Consider the following 16,139-nt stretch of genomic DNA (forward strand, 5'->3'; position numbering starts at 1 on the left):
TTAGCCCTGATCTTTTTTTCTTACCATAGTGAGAATGGTGGCAACGGCAACGGGTTCGCCCAGTTGATCCGTTACATCTACCTGCCACTTCACAATGCCTTTGGCAATATCATCTTCTCCTTTCTTTTCCTGCTCCGCTTTTTCTTTACAGGTGAGCTGCACAGCGATGGTAGCTCCTGCATACACGGGTTTCAGAAAACGACACTCTTCGAGACCGTAATTCAGCATAACCGGACCTTTCTTCGCATCCACAAACAAACCTGCAGCGGCGCTCAGAATGAAGTAGCCATGTGCAACGGGTTTTTCAAAGATGGTGCCATCGAGAGAAGTGTGATCGGTATGAGCATAAAAGTGATCCCAGCTTACGTTCGCGAAGTTCACGATGTCTGCTTCGGTAACAGTGCGCTTATGCGTATGCAGGGTATCGCCGATCTGCAGTTCTTCAAAATATTTTCTGAAAGGATGCTTCTCATCTTCATGAGTGGCAGCGCCGGTCTGATATACATTGGTGATAGCTGTGATGGCTGAAGGTGATCCCTGGATGGCAGTGCGCTGCATGTAGTGCTTCACACCTCTTACGCCGCCCATCTCTTCTCCGCCTCCGGCGCGGCCGGGGCCGCCATGCACCAGCATCGGCAGTGGTGAACCATGACCAGTACTTTCTTTGGCATCTTCGCGGTTCAGCACCAGAATGCGGCCGTGATGAGACGCTGCTCCTAATACAAAATCGCGGGCGATTTTGTTGTCTGCCGTTACCACCGAACAAACCAGTGAGCCCTTGCCTTTCTTGGCAAGCACAGTGGCTTCGTCGAGTGTTTTGTATGGCATGATGGTGCTTACAGGTCCGAATGCTTCTACCTCATGTACTTCTTTTGAATCGAAAGGTTTTTCGTTGAGCAGCAACAGCGGACTCATGAATGCGCCCTTCTTTGCATCGGCATCGATCACTTCCACACTGTCGAGTGATCCGTAAACGATGGAAGATGATGCCAGCAGTTTCTGTACCTGCGCCATCACTTCTTCGCGCTGGCCCTGCCCTGCGAGTGAACCCATGCGCACTTTTTCGTTCTCAGGATTTCCGATGGTGGTTTGGCTGAGGGCTTTGCCTACTGCTTTCCACACATCTTCCATTTTATTTTCAGGAACAAAAATGCGGCGGATGGCTGTACATTTTTGTCCGGCTTTGCTGGTCATTTCTTTTCTTACTTCTTTCACAAAGATGTCCCACTCCGGCATGTCGGGAGTTACATCTTCACCGAGCACGATGCAGTTGAGCGAATCCGCCTCCATGGTGAAAGGCACATTCTCTGCGAGTATGCGTGGATGTGATTTAAGCATTTTTCCGGTAGTGGCAGAGCCCGTGAAAGTAACCACATCCTGCTCGGTTACATGATCGAGCAGATCGCCGGCAGAGCCTACCAGCAGTTGCAATGCCCCATCGGGAAGAATGCCCGAAGCAATGATCTTTTTCACTACCGCTTCTGTGAGATAAGATGTTACAGTTGCCGGTTTCACAATCGCGGGAACTCCGGCGAGGAGGTTCACGGCCACTTTTTCCAGCATGCCCCACACGGGGAAATTGAATGCGTTGATATGAATAGCCACACCTTCTTTGGGAACCAGAATATGGTGCCCCATAAAGCTGCCGGTTTTGCTGAGTGAAATGGGATCTCCGTCTACTGCGAAAGTTTCGTTAGGGAACTTCCTGCGGAGTGATGCATAGGAAAACAGGTTGCCGATACCGCCTTCGATGTCTACCCAGCTATCAGCCTTGGTAGCGCCTGATTTATAACTGAGGCTGTACAGTTCGGGAAGATGTTCGCGAAGCATGAGCGCCAGCGCTTTGAGCATCAACCCTCTCTCATGAAAAGTCATTTTTCTGAGAGCCGGATTCCCCTTGGTTCTTCCGTATTCGAGTACTGATGCGAAATCCAGCCCTTTGGTAGAAGTGGAACCGATGGCGGCCCCTGTTACTGCATTGTATAAAGTCTGCCCTTCTCCATCACCGGCAATCCATTTACCGGTAACATAATTTTCTAATTTGATCATATGGCATGTTATTATTACGAAAATACTGTAAAGCAATAAATCTGGCCTGTTTTATCATTTTTATTAACATCAATGTATTTTTGTTGGCAGCATCGGTTGATGAATGTAACCGCTGTGTAAAAAACACAAAGTATGATGAAAATAGTTGCTTCGCTGGCGGTGATCAGCATGATGGTAATTTCCTGTGGCAATGCAGAAGAAAAAAGTGAAAGAAAGAACGGGTTTACACATGATCTGAAAACAAAGGCCGATTCTTTGTATTACGATGTAATGCAGGGACATGATATTGGCATGGCTAAAACCGGAGCAATTACGAAAGCTATCACTAAAGCACAAACGAAACTGGATAGCCTTCAGAAACTCGCTTCTTCCAAAATCGACAAAGCCTATCAGGAGCAGGTAACTTCTCTGAAAGAAATGCTCGTTAACGCACAGAAAGGCATGAATACCTGGATGGAAGAGTTCAATGCTGATTCTGCCGTAGGCGCAGGCGCCAGCATCGACTATCTCGAAAGCCAGAAAGCAAAGGTGACGATTGTAAAGGATGATATTCTAAAGAGTCTTGAAAAAGCAGATTCTCTGCTGAAAAAATAAGCTGCACCACCAAACCTTACAGGCATGGGCGATGATCTTAGAACCGTAGTGCGGAAATTGCTGGGCCGTCCATTGAGAGATTCCGATGGCATTCCGGTACAGGAAATCGAAAAGACAGAATACATACTGAACGCTTCCATGCCCGATGCACTGAAAGAATGGTTTGGTTCGATCGGGAATGTTTCTTTATTCATGTCGGGCTTTCAGCGAATGTACACTCCCGCCACTCTCATTTTGCAGGATGGTAAGCTGATATTCATGGAAGAGAATCAGGGCGTGTGTTACTGGGCAGTGGATATGCAGCAGCGTACACGTGTATATCAATCTGTAAGTCTCATCGATCCTGAATGGTACGACGAAGGGATCAGTCTTTCCGACTTTCTCGTGCTTATGTTGTATTATCAGTATGTTCAGGGCAATCCGATACAAAATGTTATTGCTGCTGATGATGAGGAAGAGAGAGAAGAACTCATCAACAATCTGGAGCGTAATTTCGAAAAAGTAGCTGATCACAATGGACTGGCCATCTATTCGGATACGAAGAAGCTTTGCTGGTTCTTTTATGAAGAGAGCATTACCGATTTCACGGAGATAAATGAAACGGCCATCATCCCGTTTTTGTAGCGGCACAGATGAGAAGGCCGATCGAACAATATCAAATCAGAAATAACTCTGCATGAAAAGAGCCTCCGGATGTTTATTCCGGAGGCTCTTTGTTTTTACATCATTTTATATTTTGCTTATGCCGCCAGCAACCCAAACTGTCTCAGATGGTGTTGGGTGTGTTTGTACAGCAATTGCAGTTGCTCATCAAAATTCAGGTTCCCGAAAATGGGGTTTACAATTCTGAGACCCGGCGTTGCTGCATACACTTCAAAGAAATGATCGAGTTCTTTCTGCAATGCCTCGATGGCCAGTTGCATGGTGTTGTGTTCCGTGGGAACAGGTTCTTCGGGCAGCAATGGGTTGATGGTATTCTCTCTGAATGGTTTATCGGTCATTAGCCAGGCATGCGCTTTTTCGAGCCGGGACTTATCTGCAGGAAGTGAAGGCAGTTGTTTACGTCCGTTTGCCACCTGCACCATCATGGCAAGATGTTCTACCATTTGCTGGCCATCCATCTTTCCCCATTGGCCTTTTGCATCCGGTGCCAGGTGCTTCAGGTGGAAAATGAGATCATTCTTCAGAAAATTCACTTGCTGCTGGTTCATATCTTGATTTTAAGAATGGGCATAATAGCACAATTTACGTAAAAATATGTGTCAGCATGTCAGAAACCGGCTTTGGTGCAGGGTTTGTGCCTGTTCATCATTATGGAAAATGATTATCCTTTACAATTGGTTCAGCATGCTGACCATCAATTGCTGGATGCTTATTCCGGCACCATCACGCAGGTAGTGCACAATGTGGCAGATGCCGTAGTGCATATCGAAGTGATCAAATCAGTTGCAGATCCCAGAACCCGCCAGCAGCGCGATGCGCCGGGCAGCGGCTCAGGTTTTATCATCTCTTCGGATGGATTTGTTGTTACGAATAATCACGTTATTGAACAGGCGAAAGTTATCAGGGTTTCACTCGCCGATGGCAGAAAGGTAGTGGCCGAACTGAAGGGCGCCGATCCTTCCACAGATATTGCTGTATTAAAGATCTATGAAAATAATCTGAAGGCGCTGGCTTTCGCGGATTCGTCGAAGTTGCAACCCGGACAAATTGCCGTTGCTATCGGTAATCCGCTTGGGCTGCAACACACTGTTACAGCAGGTGTGGTAAGTGCATTGGGAAGAAGTTTGCGCGCTTCGAATGGACGGCTCATCGATGATGTGATTCAGACAGATGCTTCGCTCAATCCCGGTAACTCCGGCGGACCGCTGGTGAATTCATCGGGTCAGGTAATTGGCGTGAACACCGCCATGATTCCCACCGCTCATGGTATTTGCTTTGCCGTAAGTTCCAACCTTGCGGCTTATGTGGCGGGCAGGCTGATCATGAACGGCCGTGTGAAGCGCGCTTATCTCGGCATTGCCGGACAGCTGGTGAATCTTACAGAACGCATGATTGCAGCCAACAAATTGCAGAAAGCTACTGGTGTGTACATCTTTGAGATCGAGGCCGATAGTCCGGCACATAACCGGCAATTGCAAACCGGCGATATTATCGTGAGCCTTCGGGAAAGATCGGTAGGATCCGTAGATGATATGCACAAGCTGCTGTCTGAAGAGTTCATCGGGCAACGCATTTCCATCGAGGTATTGCGAAATGGAAGAAAAGTGAATGTGGAAGTGATTCCCGGAGAAATGAAATAAGCATTCCTGAAAAACAAAACGCCTGTCTCAGCAGAGACAGGCGTTCGTTCTTTATTCAGTGATAGATCATCTGATCACCAGTTTCTTCAGATAACTTTTGTTGTCGTGTAAAATGCGCAGCATGTACATGCCGGGAGCAAGTTGCGGCACTTCGATGGTTTTGTTGAAGTGACCAACAAAGCCGGGATAGCTCGCTTCGTATGCTTTCTGTCCGATGCTGTTGAGAACACTGATATGCAGATCTGCTTTCTTCGTTACCGTGAATTCAGTTACGAATTTTCCTTTGCTTGGGTTTGGCGATACAGTGAGTGCAATATTGGTGGCATCTACATTCTGAATGCCGGTTACTACTGAAGCCACACCGCTGACGATAAGTGAGAATGCCTGCGAACCGCGGGCCAGTGAGGTTTTGTGCGATACGGTGATCACATAGGTTTTGCCTGCTACCGGATTGGGTATTTCAATTTTCTCTACGTTATCTACGATATTGTCTCCTTTGGTGGCTGCCGCTGATGGGTTTGTTCTATCGAGTTTCCAGGGATAGTACATAGTTCCGTCGGAGGCAAGGCTTACACGGAGATCGAGATCGTGTACGAGTTTCGGAGTAGGATCATTGAGCGTGCCGTTGGGGGTTACGCTTCCTTTGGGATCGGTCCAGCAGATTGTTGCGGTGAGCGGCTCGCCGTCCCGCGCAGTAACACCAATCGTATAGGTGGTGCCGTTATTGAGCACTTTTTCCTGAATGATTTGCTTTTTCGCCGATTCGAAATCATCTGTGATGGTAGTGGCTGCTTTGGCGATATTGGCCAGTCCCCAGCCAAACTGGTAATCAGGGCCGGCAGCCGGGCCTGCTTCGTCGGCGGTATGAATGATCAATCCTCTCAGCGTAGCCGATCGCATGAATGCACCACCATGCTTTTGCGCATAGTATTCCTGCAACAGTGCGAGAGAACCAGAAATATTGGGAGTGGACATCGATGTTCCGTTCAACGATGCATATAGAGTATTCCCCGCATTTGAAGTTGATAACAGGCCAACACCATCAGCCACAATATCTGGTTTGATGCGTCCATCATCTGTTGGCCCCCAGCTGCTGAATGGTGCAATGGTAACACTTGAAGCACCTGTGTAACCCGCTGTAAGCGGATACACTGCACCTACGGTGAGTATGTTCTTTGCTGTACCGTAGGTAGTGATGATGTCATAGCCGTCGTTGCTGCTGATCCCCGCAGGGCGATTACCAGCATCGGCCATCACGCCGCTGCTGTTGTATCGCCAGTATGGCTGGCCTACTGCGGGTCCTTTAAGCGATCGGTTATTGCCGGATGATTTTACAATGAGATAATAAGGAGCATTGTATGCGATCGAATCCCAGACCTGAGTGTCGGATGAATAGAATCCGAAACGGGGGTCTTCATTGCGGTTGTACGGTCCCCAGAATTCCCACCGGTTACCTTCATTCTGATTGACGAACCATCCTCCGATTTCCCCATAGGAGTGATTTGATATCAGCAGGTTCGGCGCTTCGCTCATCATTTCGGAGATATGATCGTCGAAGTCGTGTGTGATCAGTTTGGGTAATCCATAGGCCATACCTCTGGCAAGTGGATTACCTGCTCCGCTGCCCATCATCGTGCCGGCCACATGGGTTGAATGGAGAATTACCGATGCGAGATCTTTGTTGGTGATCCTTCCGGTAAGATCCTGGTGAGTGGTTAGCACATTGCCACCATCCCAAAGCGCAACTTTGTTGAGCATAGAGCTGGAGCTGCCGCTAAGACTCAGTCCAAGACTTCCTCCAGAATATAATTTATTGGTGCTGATAGTGGCCGCAGCATCGCTGTTATTATCTGTAATGAGATAAACCGGATTGCCGTAAGCATCTGTTCCCTGCAATATGGCGATACCGCCATTTTTGTCCTGAATAGACAGTGCCCAGCGCTTCTCCACCGCCAGTGTTTTCAGCTTTTCATAAGCTACCCGTTGCTTTACGGCATGCAATTCGCCCGCCGAACGGAGGATGGCCGATTCTGTCCGGATCTGTGAAAAAGCATGTATGCCCGAAAATGCTGCAATGGCTAAAAGTGTAAATTTGGTCGGGAGCATGTATAGTTTTTAATATTTACTGAAAAAGCAATAATTTGGTCGGCTGCTAAGATGTGCCGCTAAATTTAATATTTATTCTCAAGGCTATGATGGTAAAAAAAATGGTGCTTTCGTTAACATTGCTTGCAATGGTAATTGTACTCGGATCTTTTGCTCCTTTTGTCTGTAAAAACGGAGGGATCAAAGGCAAAATATACCTGGTTGCAGGAAATCAGATGCCGAATATCGGTCAGCCGCTTCCCGGAAAAACACCTCTGCAAACTACCCTGTACATTTATGAACTCACCAATGTTAATCAGGTTACAAGAGCCGATGTGTATTCTTCTTTCTATAAATCGATCAATACCAAATTGGTAAAAAAAATCCAGTCGGGCAAGAACGGAGCTTTCAAGGTTAAACTTCCTCCCGGACAATATTCCTTATTCGTGAAAAAAGACAGTCTCTTTTATGCCAATATTTTCGATGGCAAAAACAATATCAATCCCGTTACAGTAGAAAAAGGCAAATATGCCGATGTTGAAGTGCGGGCAGATTATGATGCCGTTTATTGATCCCCGTTTTTTGCAGGTATGTCAATTGCATGGCAATAGTACCGGAAATCAATTGTAAATCCGAAAAGTGAACCCATTGCTATGCGGCATAAGCGTTTTATGAAAAAGAACTGGCTGATGATTGTTATGCTGGCAGGCTGTTGCCATGCTTCAGCGCAACAATCAAAAGATCATGATACAGATTACTACGAGAGCTATCCCGATCTTGTAACTGCAAGAACTTACTTCTCTCAGAAATTCACTAATCTGATCATCAAAGGAAGTCGCCGGGAAGAAGACCTGAAGTATCGTCCCAATACCACTCTCAACTACGGCATTGGCGGCACTTACGGATGGTTCACGCTCAATCTCGCATATGGATTCAGCTTTCTCAACAGAGGCAATTCGAGTAAGGGAAAAACCCGTTACCTCGATCTTCAAAGCCATGTGTATACGCGGAAGATGAGCATCGATCTCTTCGGGCAGTTCTACAAAGGCTTCTATCTCGACCCACAGGGAACAGCAACCGATAAAGACAAATACTACAAGCGACCCGATATCAAAGTGCGACATATGGGCGCCGCCGTCTATTACATCGTAGACTGGGACAGGCTTTCCATGCGCGCAGCCATGCTTCAAACAGAGTGGCAGAAAAAATCTGCAGGCAGCCTGCTGGTTGGCGGTGAAGTGTATTATGGATACAGCAAGGGAGACAGTGCGCTGCTTCCGGGCCTTCTCGATAATTATTATTCGCAGGATGGGGTTACAAAGATTCGGTACTTCGATATCGGGCCAGGCATCGGTTATGCCTATACGTATGTTCACAAAGAACATTTCTTTGCCATGGGTGGCATCACGGGAAGTCTGCCCATCAACTTCATGAAAGAAATAAGGGATAGCAAAAGCGACAGAAAAACCACCATCAGTCCTGACCTTATGTTGAGAATTGGAGTAGGATACAGCAATGAGAACTTCAATATCAGTGCCACATTCGTGAATAATATGTTCACCACCAAAGGCAATAGTGGCAAGTATCAGGTGAATACAGGCAATATGAGACTGAACGCCGCGTGGAGATTCGACCCTGGCCCCAGTGCAAAACGAACCTTGAAATTTTTCAGATCAAAAGTATAACCTAAGAAGAAGCTGGTAGGGTGGGCTGAGTGCCATCCTGAAAAGAAAAACGGTATGCTGCTGGTGGCAACATACCGTTTAAGCAAAAGATTTATACTGATTGTTTGGCTTCGATCTCTCTTACAAGTGAACGGAAGATATCGTCGATGCTTCCTTCTCCTTTCACGTGTTTTACTTTTCCAGACTGTTCGTAGTGGCCTGCAACGGGAGCTGTTTTGTTCTGATACTCTACAAAGCGGGCGCGGATTACGTTTTCGTCTTTGTCGTCGGGTCTTCCTGAAGACTGACCGCGAAGCAGCATGCGCTTCACCAGTTCTTCTTCATTTACTTCCAGTGCCAGCACTATGGAGATCTCTTCACCCACTTCGGAAAGCAGGTTGTCGAGTGCTTCTGCCTGTGCAACTGTGCGGGGAAATCCGTCGAACAGAAAGCCTTTGGCCTGAGGATTAGCCTTCAGCGCAGAACCGATCATGCCAACTACCACTGCATCGGGTACCAGCTGACCGTTATCCATCAGCTTTTTAGCTTCCAGACCAAGCGCGGTCTGATTGGCGATCTCTTCACGGAGCAGATTGCCCGTAGAGAGATGGATTAATCCGTACTGAGCGACCAGTTTATCTGACTGAGTTCCTTTTCCGCTGCCGGGAGGTCCGAATAAGATCAAATTGAACATGATACTACACTTGGTGAGGGGACAAATATACTGAAGCATCGTTAGAAATCTTTTAACATTCGGGAGTTTCTGACTAAAAAGCAACAGGTAATTCGGCTAACATCTGTTAATTTTCAATCGGCATGCATCGCACCGAACTTGCTGTACGTACATTTGTTATAAATAGGTATTATGAAGCGAAACCTGCACAGGGCGCTGATTCTGCCCCTCATATTATTGATGACCACTGCACTGCAGCAGTGCAGCTATTCGCAAACCTCTCCTTCCAATCAGAAAAAAATCAATATGGATAGCAGCAAAAAAAACAATCCGTCCTATTCCCGTACTGATACCGGAAAGGTGAATCTCAGTGAAGAAGAATGGAAAAAGATCCTGCCCGCCGATGTGTACCAGATAGCGCGCCAGAAAGGAACGGAGCGTCCGTGGACCAGCAAGTACGAGAACTCCAAAGAGATCGGCACGTACTACTGTGCCGTATGCGGAAACCCGCTTTTCAAGAGCGATACCAAATTCGAAAGCGGATGTGGCTGGCCCAGCTTTTACGAGCCGGTAACCAAGGGCAGCATCATCTACCAGCCCGATCATTCCCATGGAATGGACAGAACCGAAGTGCAATGCGGTCGCTGCAAAAGCCACCTGGGGCACGTTTTCGATGATGGTCCCCCCCCAACAGGCCTTCGTTACTGCATCAATGGCGTAGTACTCGACTTCGAAAAAGCACAGGCGGCAGAGAAGAAATATAAGGAGGATAAGGAAGGGCAGTAGATGCTATCTTTGCAGCATGAGAAAGAAGAATCAGGTTTTGCAAAGTATTGTGGTTGAGGACTATGCAGCGGAAGGAAAGGCAATCGCCCGGCTGGAAGGCAAAGTAGTTTTCATTGAAGGCGCCGTACCCGGAGATGTGGTAGACGTGCGCCTTTCCAAAAATAAAAAGGAATGGGCCGAAGGAAAAGCGGTGCATTTTCATGAATTCTCCAAAGACCGGGTGGAACCTTTTTGCTCCCACTTCGGCGTATGCGGAGGCTGCAAATGGCAGATGCTTCCCTACGAAAAACAGGCCGCTTACAAACAGCACGAAGTGGCACAGAACCTGAAACGGATCGGCAAAATCCCTCTCCCCGAAATGGAGCCCATCCTCGGATGCGAGCAAACCCGCCGCTACCGTAACAAACTCGAATTCACTTTCAGCAACAAACGATACCTGCTCCCCGAAGAAATTGAGGCTGCGGACGAACTGCCACAGGAAAATGCCCTCGGCTTCCATGTTCCCCGCCTCTTCGATAAGATCATCGATATCCAAACCTGCCACCTGATGGAAGAACCGGCCAATGCCGTGAAAAACACCATCCGCGATTTTGCGAAGCAGGAAGGATACACATTCTACGATATCAGGCAACATCAGGGATGGCTTCGTACCCTCATCATCAGAGTGGCCACTACCGGCGAAGTGATGGTGAACGTATGCTTCGGGTATGAGGATGCCAAAGAACGCAAGAAGTTATTCGATCACCTGTTGCAGCACGTGCCTGCCATCACTACGCTGTTGTATACCATCAATCCCAAAAAGAACGATACCATCTACGATCTGGAACCCAAAGTGTACACCGGAAACGGCTACATTACGGAAAAGCTCGAATCCCTCAGCTTCAAGATCGGGCCGAAATCTTTCTTTCAGACCAATACCAGCCAGGGCGAAAGATTATATCAGGTAACCCGCGAATTTGCCGAACTAACCGGCAAAGAAACTGTTTATGACCTGTATTGCGGAACGGGCAGCATTGGATTGTTCGTAAGCGGGCAGGCCAAAAAGATCATTGGTGTAGAAGTGATCAAAGAAGCGATTGATGATGCACGTGAGAATGCGCGCCTCAACAATATCCACCACTCCGAGTTCTTCGCGGGCGACGTTATCGATGTGTGCGACGATGCTTTCTTTGCCCACCACGGCAAGCCCGATGTAATCATCACCGACCCTCCCCGTGCAGGCATGCACGAAAAGCTGGTGCAGAAGATTCTCGATATGGAAGCGCCGCTGGTTGTGTATGTGAGCTGTAACCCTGCCACACAGGCCCGCGACCTGAGCCGCCTCGGAGAAAAATACGAGGTTACCAGAATCAAACCCGTGGATATGTTCCCGCAAACACATCATATCGAAAATGTGGTGCAGCTGAAACTGAAGAAATAATCATCATTCAGGCAAGAAATTTCACTGGAGGTTAGCCCATTCGGGTAAACATGCCGATATTAGAGAAATAAAAAAGGAATCAGGAATATGGGAAATGTGCGATTTGGCGGTGGCTTTCCATCTGTACCGCCGGTAATCAAGAATCTGATCATTATCAACGCACTGATGTGGCTGGCAGAGCTTACATTCAAAGATGTATTGGTAACGCCGCTGGCATTGCATTACCAGGGGTCACCGGAGTTCGGCATCTGGCAGCTGATTTCCTATATGTTCCTGCACGATACCAGAAATATCTTTCACCTGCTTTTCAATATGCTTATGCTCTGGATGTTCGGAGCACAGCTCGAACAGCGGTGGGGAGCCAAAAGATTTCTCCTTTTTTACATTGTCTGTGGTATCGGTGCCGGACTGATTCAGTTGCTGGCCAACCAGGTTGAACTGAACATCGTGCTCAGCAAATTCAACAGCGGCGCCATGGAGTTCAATGAATTCCGGTACCGCGCAGCCATGATTCAGTTGATTCAGGTGCTCGGCGCATCGGGAGCCATCATGGGTGTAATGGCCGGTTTCACCTATCTTAATCCCAATCAGGAACTTTTTCTCTTTCTCATACCTTTTCCTATCAAAATGAAATATGCCATGGTGGGCTATGTGCTGATCGATCTTTTCGGCGGCATTAATCCTGGCTATGGCGGAGGGGTGGCGCATTTTGCGCACCTTGGAGGTGCTCTCTTCGGATTTATTCTGGTGATAATTATGAACCGGAATAACCGCCGCACATTTTATTAAATGCGGAAACTTTAGCGAATATCAACTGTTAATTACAAATAGCCGGCAGCCCCTGCTTTGGTTCTGCATGGTGTTTTGTAAATTCACCCAAAAATTTACTCCGTGCTGCGGGAAAACCGTTATAAGAAAAAGACCCTTCTTGGGCAGGAAGGAAACTCCCTGCTGATGCTGCTGGCGGTGCTCGCCATTCTGTTCTGTATTTTCAAGTTTTTGTTTCTGGTGTACAAAATGTCCGACTGGGCGGAAGTGGAGTATTACGACCATATCCTCAACTGGTTCAGACTTCCTGCCAACATCGAAACATTTCTGCACAGACCATGGACCCTAATCACCTATATGTTCGTTCACGACGATGTACTGGGGCTCATCGGAAACGTGCTCTGGCTCTGGGCCTTCGGATTTATTCTGCAAGACCTCACCGGAAACGGAAAACTGGTTCCACTCTACATTTATGGAGGATTGGTTGGAGCAGCCATCTTTATCATAACGGCCAACCTGATGCCGGCACTGGCACCGGTGAAAAATCAGTTCTTTTTTGAAGGCGCCTCCGCTTCGCTGATGGCCATCGCTATCGGTACCACGGTGATGGCTCCCGGCTATCGCATCTTCCCCATGATCAATGGAGGCATTCCGCTCTGGGTGCTCACCATCATTTATGTGGCGCTCGCTTTCAGCCGTGGCATCAATATTCAAAGCACTCCCATTCTGCTGGCACATCTCGGAGCCGCAGGCATCGGATACCTGTTTATTCAGCAACTGAAACGCGGAAGCGACTGGTCTGAATGGATGAACGAAGCATGGGACTGGGCTACCAACCTCTTCAATCCCGACAGAAGGAACTGGAAAAAAACTGCCAAAGACGATCTCTACTATAATTCAAAAGGAACCCAACCCTTCAAAAAGATCCCTAACATTACACAGAAGCGTATCGACGAAATACTCGATAAGATCAATCAGCAGGGATACAGGTACCTCACGGAAGAAGAAAAAGAAATACTGAAAAGGGCTGCAGAAGATGAAGATTTGTAAATTTAAGCAATGGCCATCCGAACCTTCACGAGGCGTTTCTTTATCATTGCCAATATAGTTACTGTAGCTATATTTCTGATGGCGAGTGCCAATGCGTTTCTCCATCCGGATAAATGGTGGTTCTTCGCAATCCTTGGCCTCGCATTTCCTTTTTTACTGGTGCTTACATTGCTTTTTCTGGTTGGATGGCTCATCGTCCGATCCCGCTGGACCTTGCTTTCGTTTGTTGCGCTTCTGCTCGGATTTACCAATATCCGGGCACTGATTGGGTTTCATTTCAATGCAGATTTTGCAGAGAAAAAGAAAGAAACCTCCCTGCGCATACTCACCTGGAATGTAAAGTGGTTCGACGAACAGACAAAAGACAAGAACGCCAAACGCCCCGGTTACCGACCCCAGATGCTCGATTTTATTCAAAAAGAAAATGCAGACGTGCTCTGCTTTCAGGAATACTACGAACCGGGTCCCAACGGGGTTTACAGCAATATGAAAGATATCAGAAATATGGGGTATCCATATTTTTACCGCTCTATCGATTACGGAAAAAAAGGAGGCCATACAGAAATGGGATCTGCCATCTTTTCAAAATACCCGATCGTCGATTCCGGAAGAATCGTTTATAATGGCCCTGTTCAACTCAGAGGGGCCGAAAGCCTTATCTGGTGCGATATCGATGTAAATGGAGAAACTACCCGCATCTATACTACCCACCTGCAGAGTGTGCTGCTGCAGAAAAAAGATTATCGGGATCTGGCCATTATCCGCAATGCCGAAGACAGTATTGTGGAGGCCTCCAAATCGATTATCCGCAAACTGAAGCAGGGTTATTCTCTGCGTGGCGATCAGGTGGATGTTGTACGCGAACAGCTGGATAAATGTCCACACCCCGAAGTGATCTGTGGCGACTTCAACGATGTACCTAACTCCTACACTTATTTCCGCATCCGTGGCGACCGCCGGGACGCCTTTGTAGAAAAGGGCGAAGGCTTCGGAAGAACCTTCTCCAATCTCTCGCCAACACTGCGCATCGATTATATCATGGCCGACAAAAAATTTGACGTAGAACAATACAAACGCAGACTGTTACCGTATTCGGATCACTACCCCGTAATTGCGGATCTCCGGCTGAAGAACCGCTGATAAAATCAGTATATTTGCCCGGAAACATACCTGTTATTGAACCTCTGCAGATATTGTATCAATAATTTTTTATGAGTGAGTTGAAAGTCCTTAATTCTTACACGAGGCAGAAAGAAGTTTTTACACCCATCACACCCGGGCATGTGGGCATGTATGTGTGCGGACCAACCGTTAGTGGCGAAAGCCATCTGGGGCATGCGCGTCCGTTTATCACCTTCGATGTGATTTACCGTTACCTGCTCCATCTCGGATACAAAGTGCGTTATGTGCGCAACATTACCGATGCCGGTCACTTTGAAGAAGAAGGAAGGGCTGCGGAAGACAAAATCTCCAGCAAGGCTGTACTCGAAAAACTCGAACCGATGGAGCTGGTGCAGAAATACACCAATCTCTTCCATTGGGCCATGCTCCAGTTCAATAATCTTGAGCCGAGCATCGAGCCTACAGCAACAGGTCATATTGTTGAACAGATTGAAATGATCAAAGCCATCATCGAAGCAGGTTATGCCTACGAAGTGAATGGCTCAGTATATTTCGACATTAAGAAATACTCCGAAAACTATCCTTACGGAAAGCTCAGCGGAAGAGTGCTCGACGAGCAACTCGAAACTTCCCGTGAACTCGAAGGTCAGGATGAGAAAAGAAATAAAGCAGACTTCGCTTTATGGAAAGCGGCGCCACCGGAGCATATCATGCGATGGGTTAGCCCCTGGGGCGAAGGTTTCCCCGGATGGCATATCGAGTGCTCTGCCATGGCAACAAAATATCTCGGCGGTCAATTCGATATTCATGGCGGCGGTATGGACCTCCAGTTTCCGCACCACGAAAGTGAAATTGCTCAAAGCACCATCTGCAATAAAGAAACGCCTGCCCGTTACTGGCTTCACAATAACATGATTACGGTGAACGGCAAAAAAATGGGCAAGAGCTACAACAACCAGATCAAGCTCACCGAAATGTTTGCCGGCACGCATCCTTTGCTGGAACAGGCTTACGGCCCAATGACCATTCGTTTCTTTATTCTTCAAACGCATTACCGCAGCACGCTCGACTTTGGTAACGAGGCACTGCAGGCAGCAGAAAAAGGATTCAAGCGACTCTGGGAAGCCTACGAGAATCTGCAGAAGCTCGATGTTCCTGAGCAGGACAGCAATGCTGCCGACGAAGCGCTCAACAGCAAAGTGAATGATCTGCTCTCCGGCATGGATGAATTCATGAGCGACGATTTCAACACCGCAAAAGTGCTGGCGAATCTCTTTGAACTCGTGCCTGTGATCAACTCTATCAAAGACAAACATATTGCTGTATCAGCCCTGAGCAATGCAACGCTGAACAGACTGAAAAAATACTTCAAAGAATACATCGAGAATATCCTTGGACTTCGCAGCGAAAATGCAGGAGACAATGGCAGGCTCGATGGGGTACTCGATCTGCTGATCGATATCCGCAAAGATGCCCGCACCAAAAAAGACTATGCAACATCTGACAAAATCAGAAATCAGTTGCAGGAGCTGGGGATTCTGTTGAAGGATGAGAAAGACGGAAGTGTCGGTTATTCGTTTCAGTAAGTACCAAGAGCCCGCCCTGTACGCTTACTTAAACCTTAA

General features: G+C 47.5%; 15 protein-coding genes. 11 read left to right on the forward strand and 4 right to left on the reverse strand.

The features are described 5' to 3' along the window. Positions 1 to 2,049 (reverse strand): phenylacetic acid degradation bifunctional protein PaaZ, encoded by a 2,049-nt coding sequence (gene paaZ, locus HHL16_RS04745; protein WP_169423988.1) that lies wholly within the window; start codon positions 2,047 to 2,049, stop codon positions 1 to 3. Between the two features lie 132 nt (positions 2,050 to 2,181). On the opposite strand from paaZ, the gene HHL16_RS04750 reads away from it, so the two are divergent. Both HHL16_RS04750 and HHL16_RS04755 read left to right on the forward strand, forming a co-directional pair. Continuing rightward, on the forward strand, positions 2,182 to 2,643 hold the full coding sequence (locus HHL16_RS04750) for a hypothetical protein (protein ID WP_169423989.1): 462 nt from the start codon (positions 2,182 to 2,184) through the stop codon (positions 2,641 to 2,643). Between the two features lie 24 nt (positions 2,644 to 2,667). Next, entirely contained in the window at positions 2,668 to 3,267 is a 600-nt protein-coding gene (locus tag HHL16_RS04755) for a hypothetical protein (protein WP_169423990.1), read from the forward strand. 116 nt (positions 3,268 to 3,383) lie between these two features. Here the strand turns inward: HHL16_RS04755 and HHL16_RS04760 are convergent, their stop codons facing one another. Then, positions 3,384 to 3,854 (reverse strand): DUF1569 domain-containing protein, encoded by a 471-nt coding sequence (locus HHL16_RS04760; RefSeq protein WP_169423991.1) that lies wholly within the window; start codon positions 3,852 to 3,854, stop codon positions 3,384 to 3,386. Between the two features lie 126 nt (positions 3,855 to 3,980). Between HHL16_RS04760 and HHL16_RS04765 the strand changes: the two genes are divergently transcribed. Continuing rightward, positions 3,981 to 4,946, forward strand: coding sequence for a trypsin-like peptidase domain-containing protein (locus HHL16_RS04765; protein ID WP_240965783.1), 966 nt, complete (start codon positions 3,981 to 3,983; stop codon positions 4,944 to 4,946). Between the two features lie 66 nt (positions 4,947 to 5,012). On the opposite strand, the gene HHL16_RS04770 is transcribed toward HHL16_RS04765, so the two are convergent. Next, positions 5,013 to 7,052, reverse strand: coding sequence for a S8 family serine peptidase (locus HHL16_RS04770; protein WP_169423993.1), 2,040 nt, complete (start codon positions 7,050 to 7,052; stop codon positions 5,013 to 5,015). A gap of 86 nt (positions 7,053 to 7,138) precedes the next feature. Between HHL16_RS04770 and HHL16_RS04775 the strand changes: the two genes are divergently transcribed. Together HHL16_RS04775 and HHL16_RS04780 are read left to right on the forward strand one after the other, a co-directional pair. Beyond that, complete coding sequence (locus HHL16_RS04775) at positions 7,139 to 7,603, forward strand: carboxypeptidase regulatory-like domain-containing protein (RefSeq protein ID WP_169423994.1); 465 nt, start codon at positions 7,139 to 7,141, stop codon at positions 7,601 to 7,603. Between the two features lie 99 nt (positions 7,604 to 7,702). Further along, a complete protein-coding gene (locus HHL16_RS04780) occupies positions 7,703 to 8,716 on the forward strand; it encodes a DUF4421 domain-containing protein (RefSeq protein ID WP_169423995.1) in 1,014 nt (337 codons plus the stop codon). Positions 8,717 to 8,807: 91 nt separating this feature from the next. Here HHL16_RS04780 and HHL16_RS04785 read toward each other — a convergent pair whose 3' ends face one another. After that, on the reverse strand, positions 8,808 to 9,389 hold the full coding sequence (locus HHL16_RS04785) for an adenylate kinase (protein ID WP_169423996.1): 582 nt from the start codon (positions 9,387 to 9,389) through the stop codon (positions 8,808 to 8,810). Positions 9,390 to 9,560: 171 nt separating this feature from the next. On the opposite strand from HHL16_RS04785, the gene msrB reads away from it, so the two are divergent. The 6 genes from msrB (at position 9,561) to cysS (ending at position 16,100) form a co-directional block, all read left to right on the forward strand. Beyond that, a complete protein-coding gene (gene msrB / locus HHL16_RS04790) occupies positions 9,561 to 10,154 on the forward strand; it encodes a peptide-methionine (R)-S-oxide reductase MsrB (protein WP_240965786.1) in 594 nt (197 codons plus the stop codon). A gap of 16 nt (positions 10,155 to 10,170) precedes the next feature. After that, positions 10,171 to 11,574, forward strand: a complete 1,404-nt coding sequence (gene rlmD / locus HHL16_RS04795) for a 23S rRNA (uracil(1939)-C(5))-methyltransferase RlmD (RefSeq protein ID WP_169423997.1) — start codon at positions 10,171 to 10,173, stop codon at positions 11,572 to 11,574. An 87-nt stretch (positions 11,575 to 11,661) separates the two neighbouring features. Continuing rightward, a complete protein-coding gene (locus tag HHL16_RS04800; RefSeq protein ID WP_169423998.1) occupies positions 11,662 to 12,363 on the forward strand; it encodes a rhomboid family intramembrane serine protease in 702 nt (233 codons plus the stop codon). Between the two features lie 102 nt (positions 12,364 to 12,465). After that, positions 12,466 to 13,392, forward strand: coding sequence for a rhomboid family intramembrane serine protease (locus tag HHL16_RS04805; RefSeq protein ID WP_169423999.1), 927 nt, complete (start codon positions 12,466 to 12,468; stop codon positions 13,390 to 13,392). Between the two features lie 9 nt (positions 13,393 to 13,401). Then, positions 13,402 to 14,532: an endonuclease/exonuclease/phosphatase family protein gene (locus HHL16_RS04810; RefSeq protein WP_169424000.1), complete on the forward strand. Its 1,131-nt coding sequence runs from the start codon at positions 13,402 to 13,404 to the stop codon at positions 14,530 to 14,532. Positions 14,533 to 14,603: 71 nt separating this feature from the next. Then, the gene (gene cysS, locus HHL16_RS04815) at positions 14,604 to 16,100 is read left to right on the forward strand and encodes a cysteine--tRNA ligase (RefSeq protein ID WP_169424001.1); all 1,497 of its coding nucleotides are present in this window, start codon (positions 14,604 to 14,606) and stop codon (positions 16,098 to 16,100) included. Positions 16,101 to 16,139: the final 39 nt, after the last annotated feature.

Origin of the sequence: Pseudoflavitalea sp. G-6-1-2, assembly GCF_012927185.1 — a bacterium.
GTDB lineage: Bacteria > Bacteroidota > Bacteroidia > Chitinophagales > Chitinophagaceae > Pseudobacter.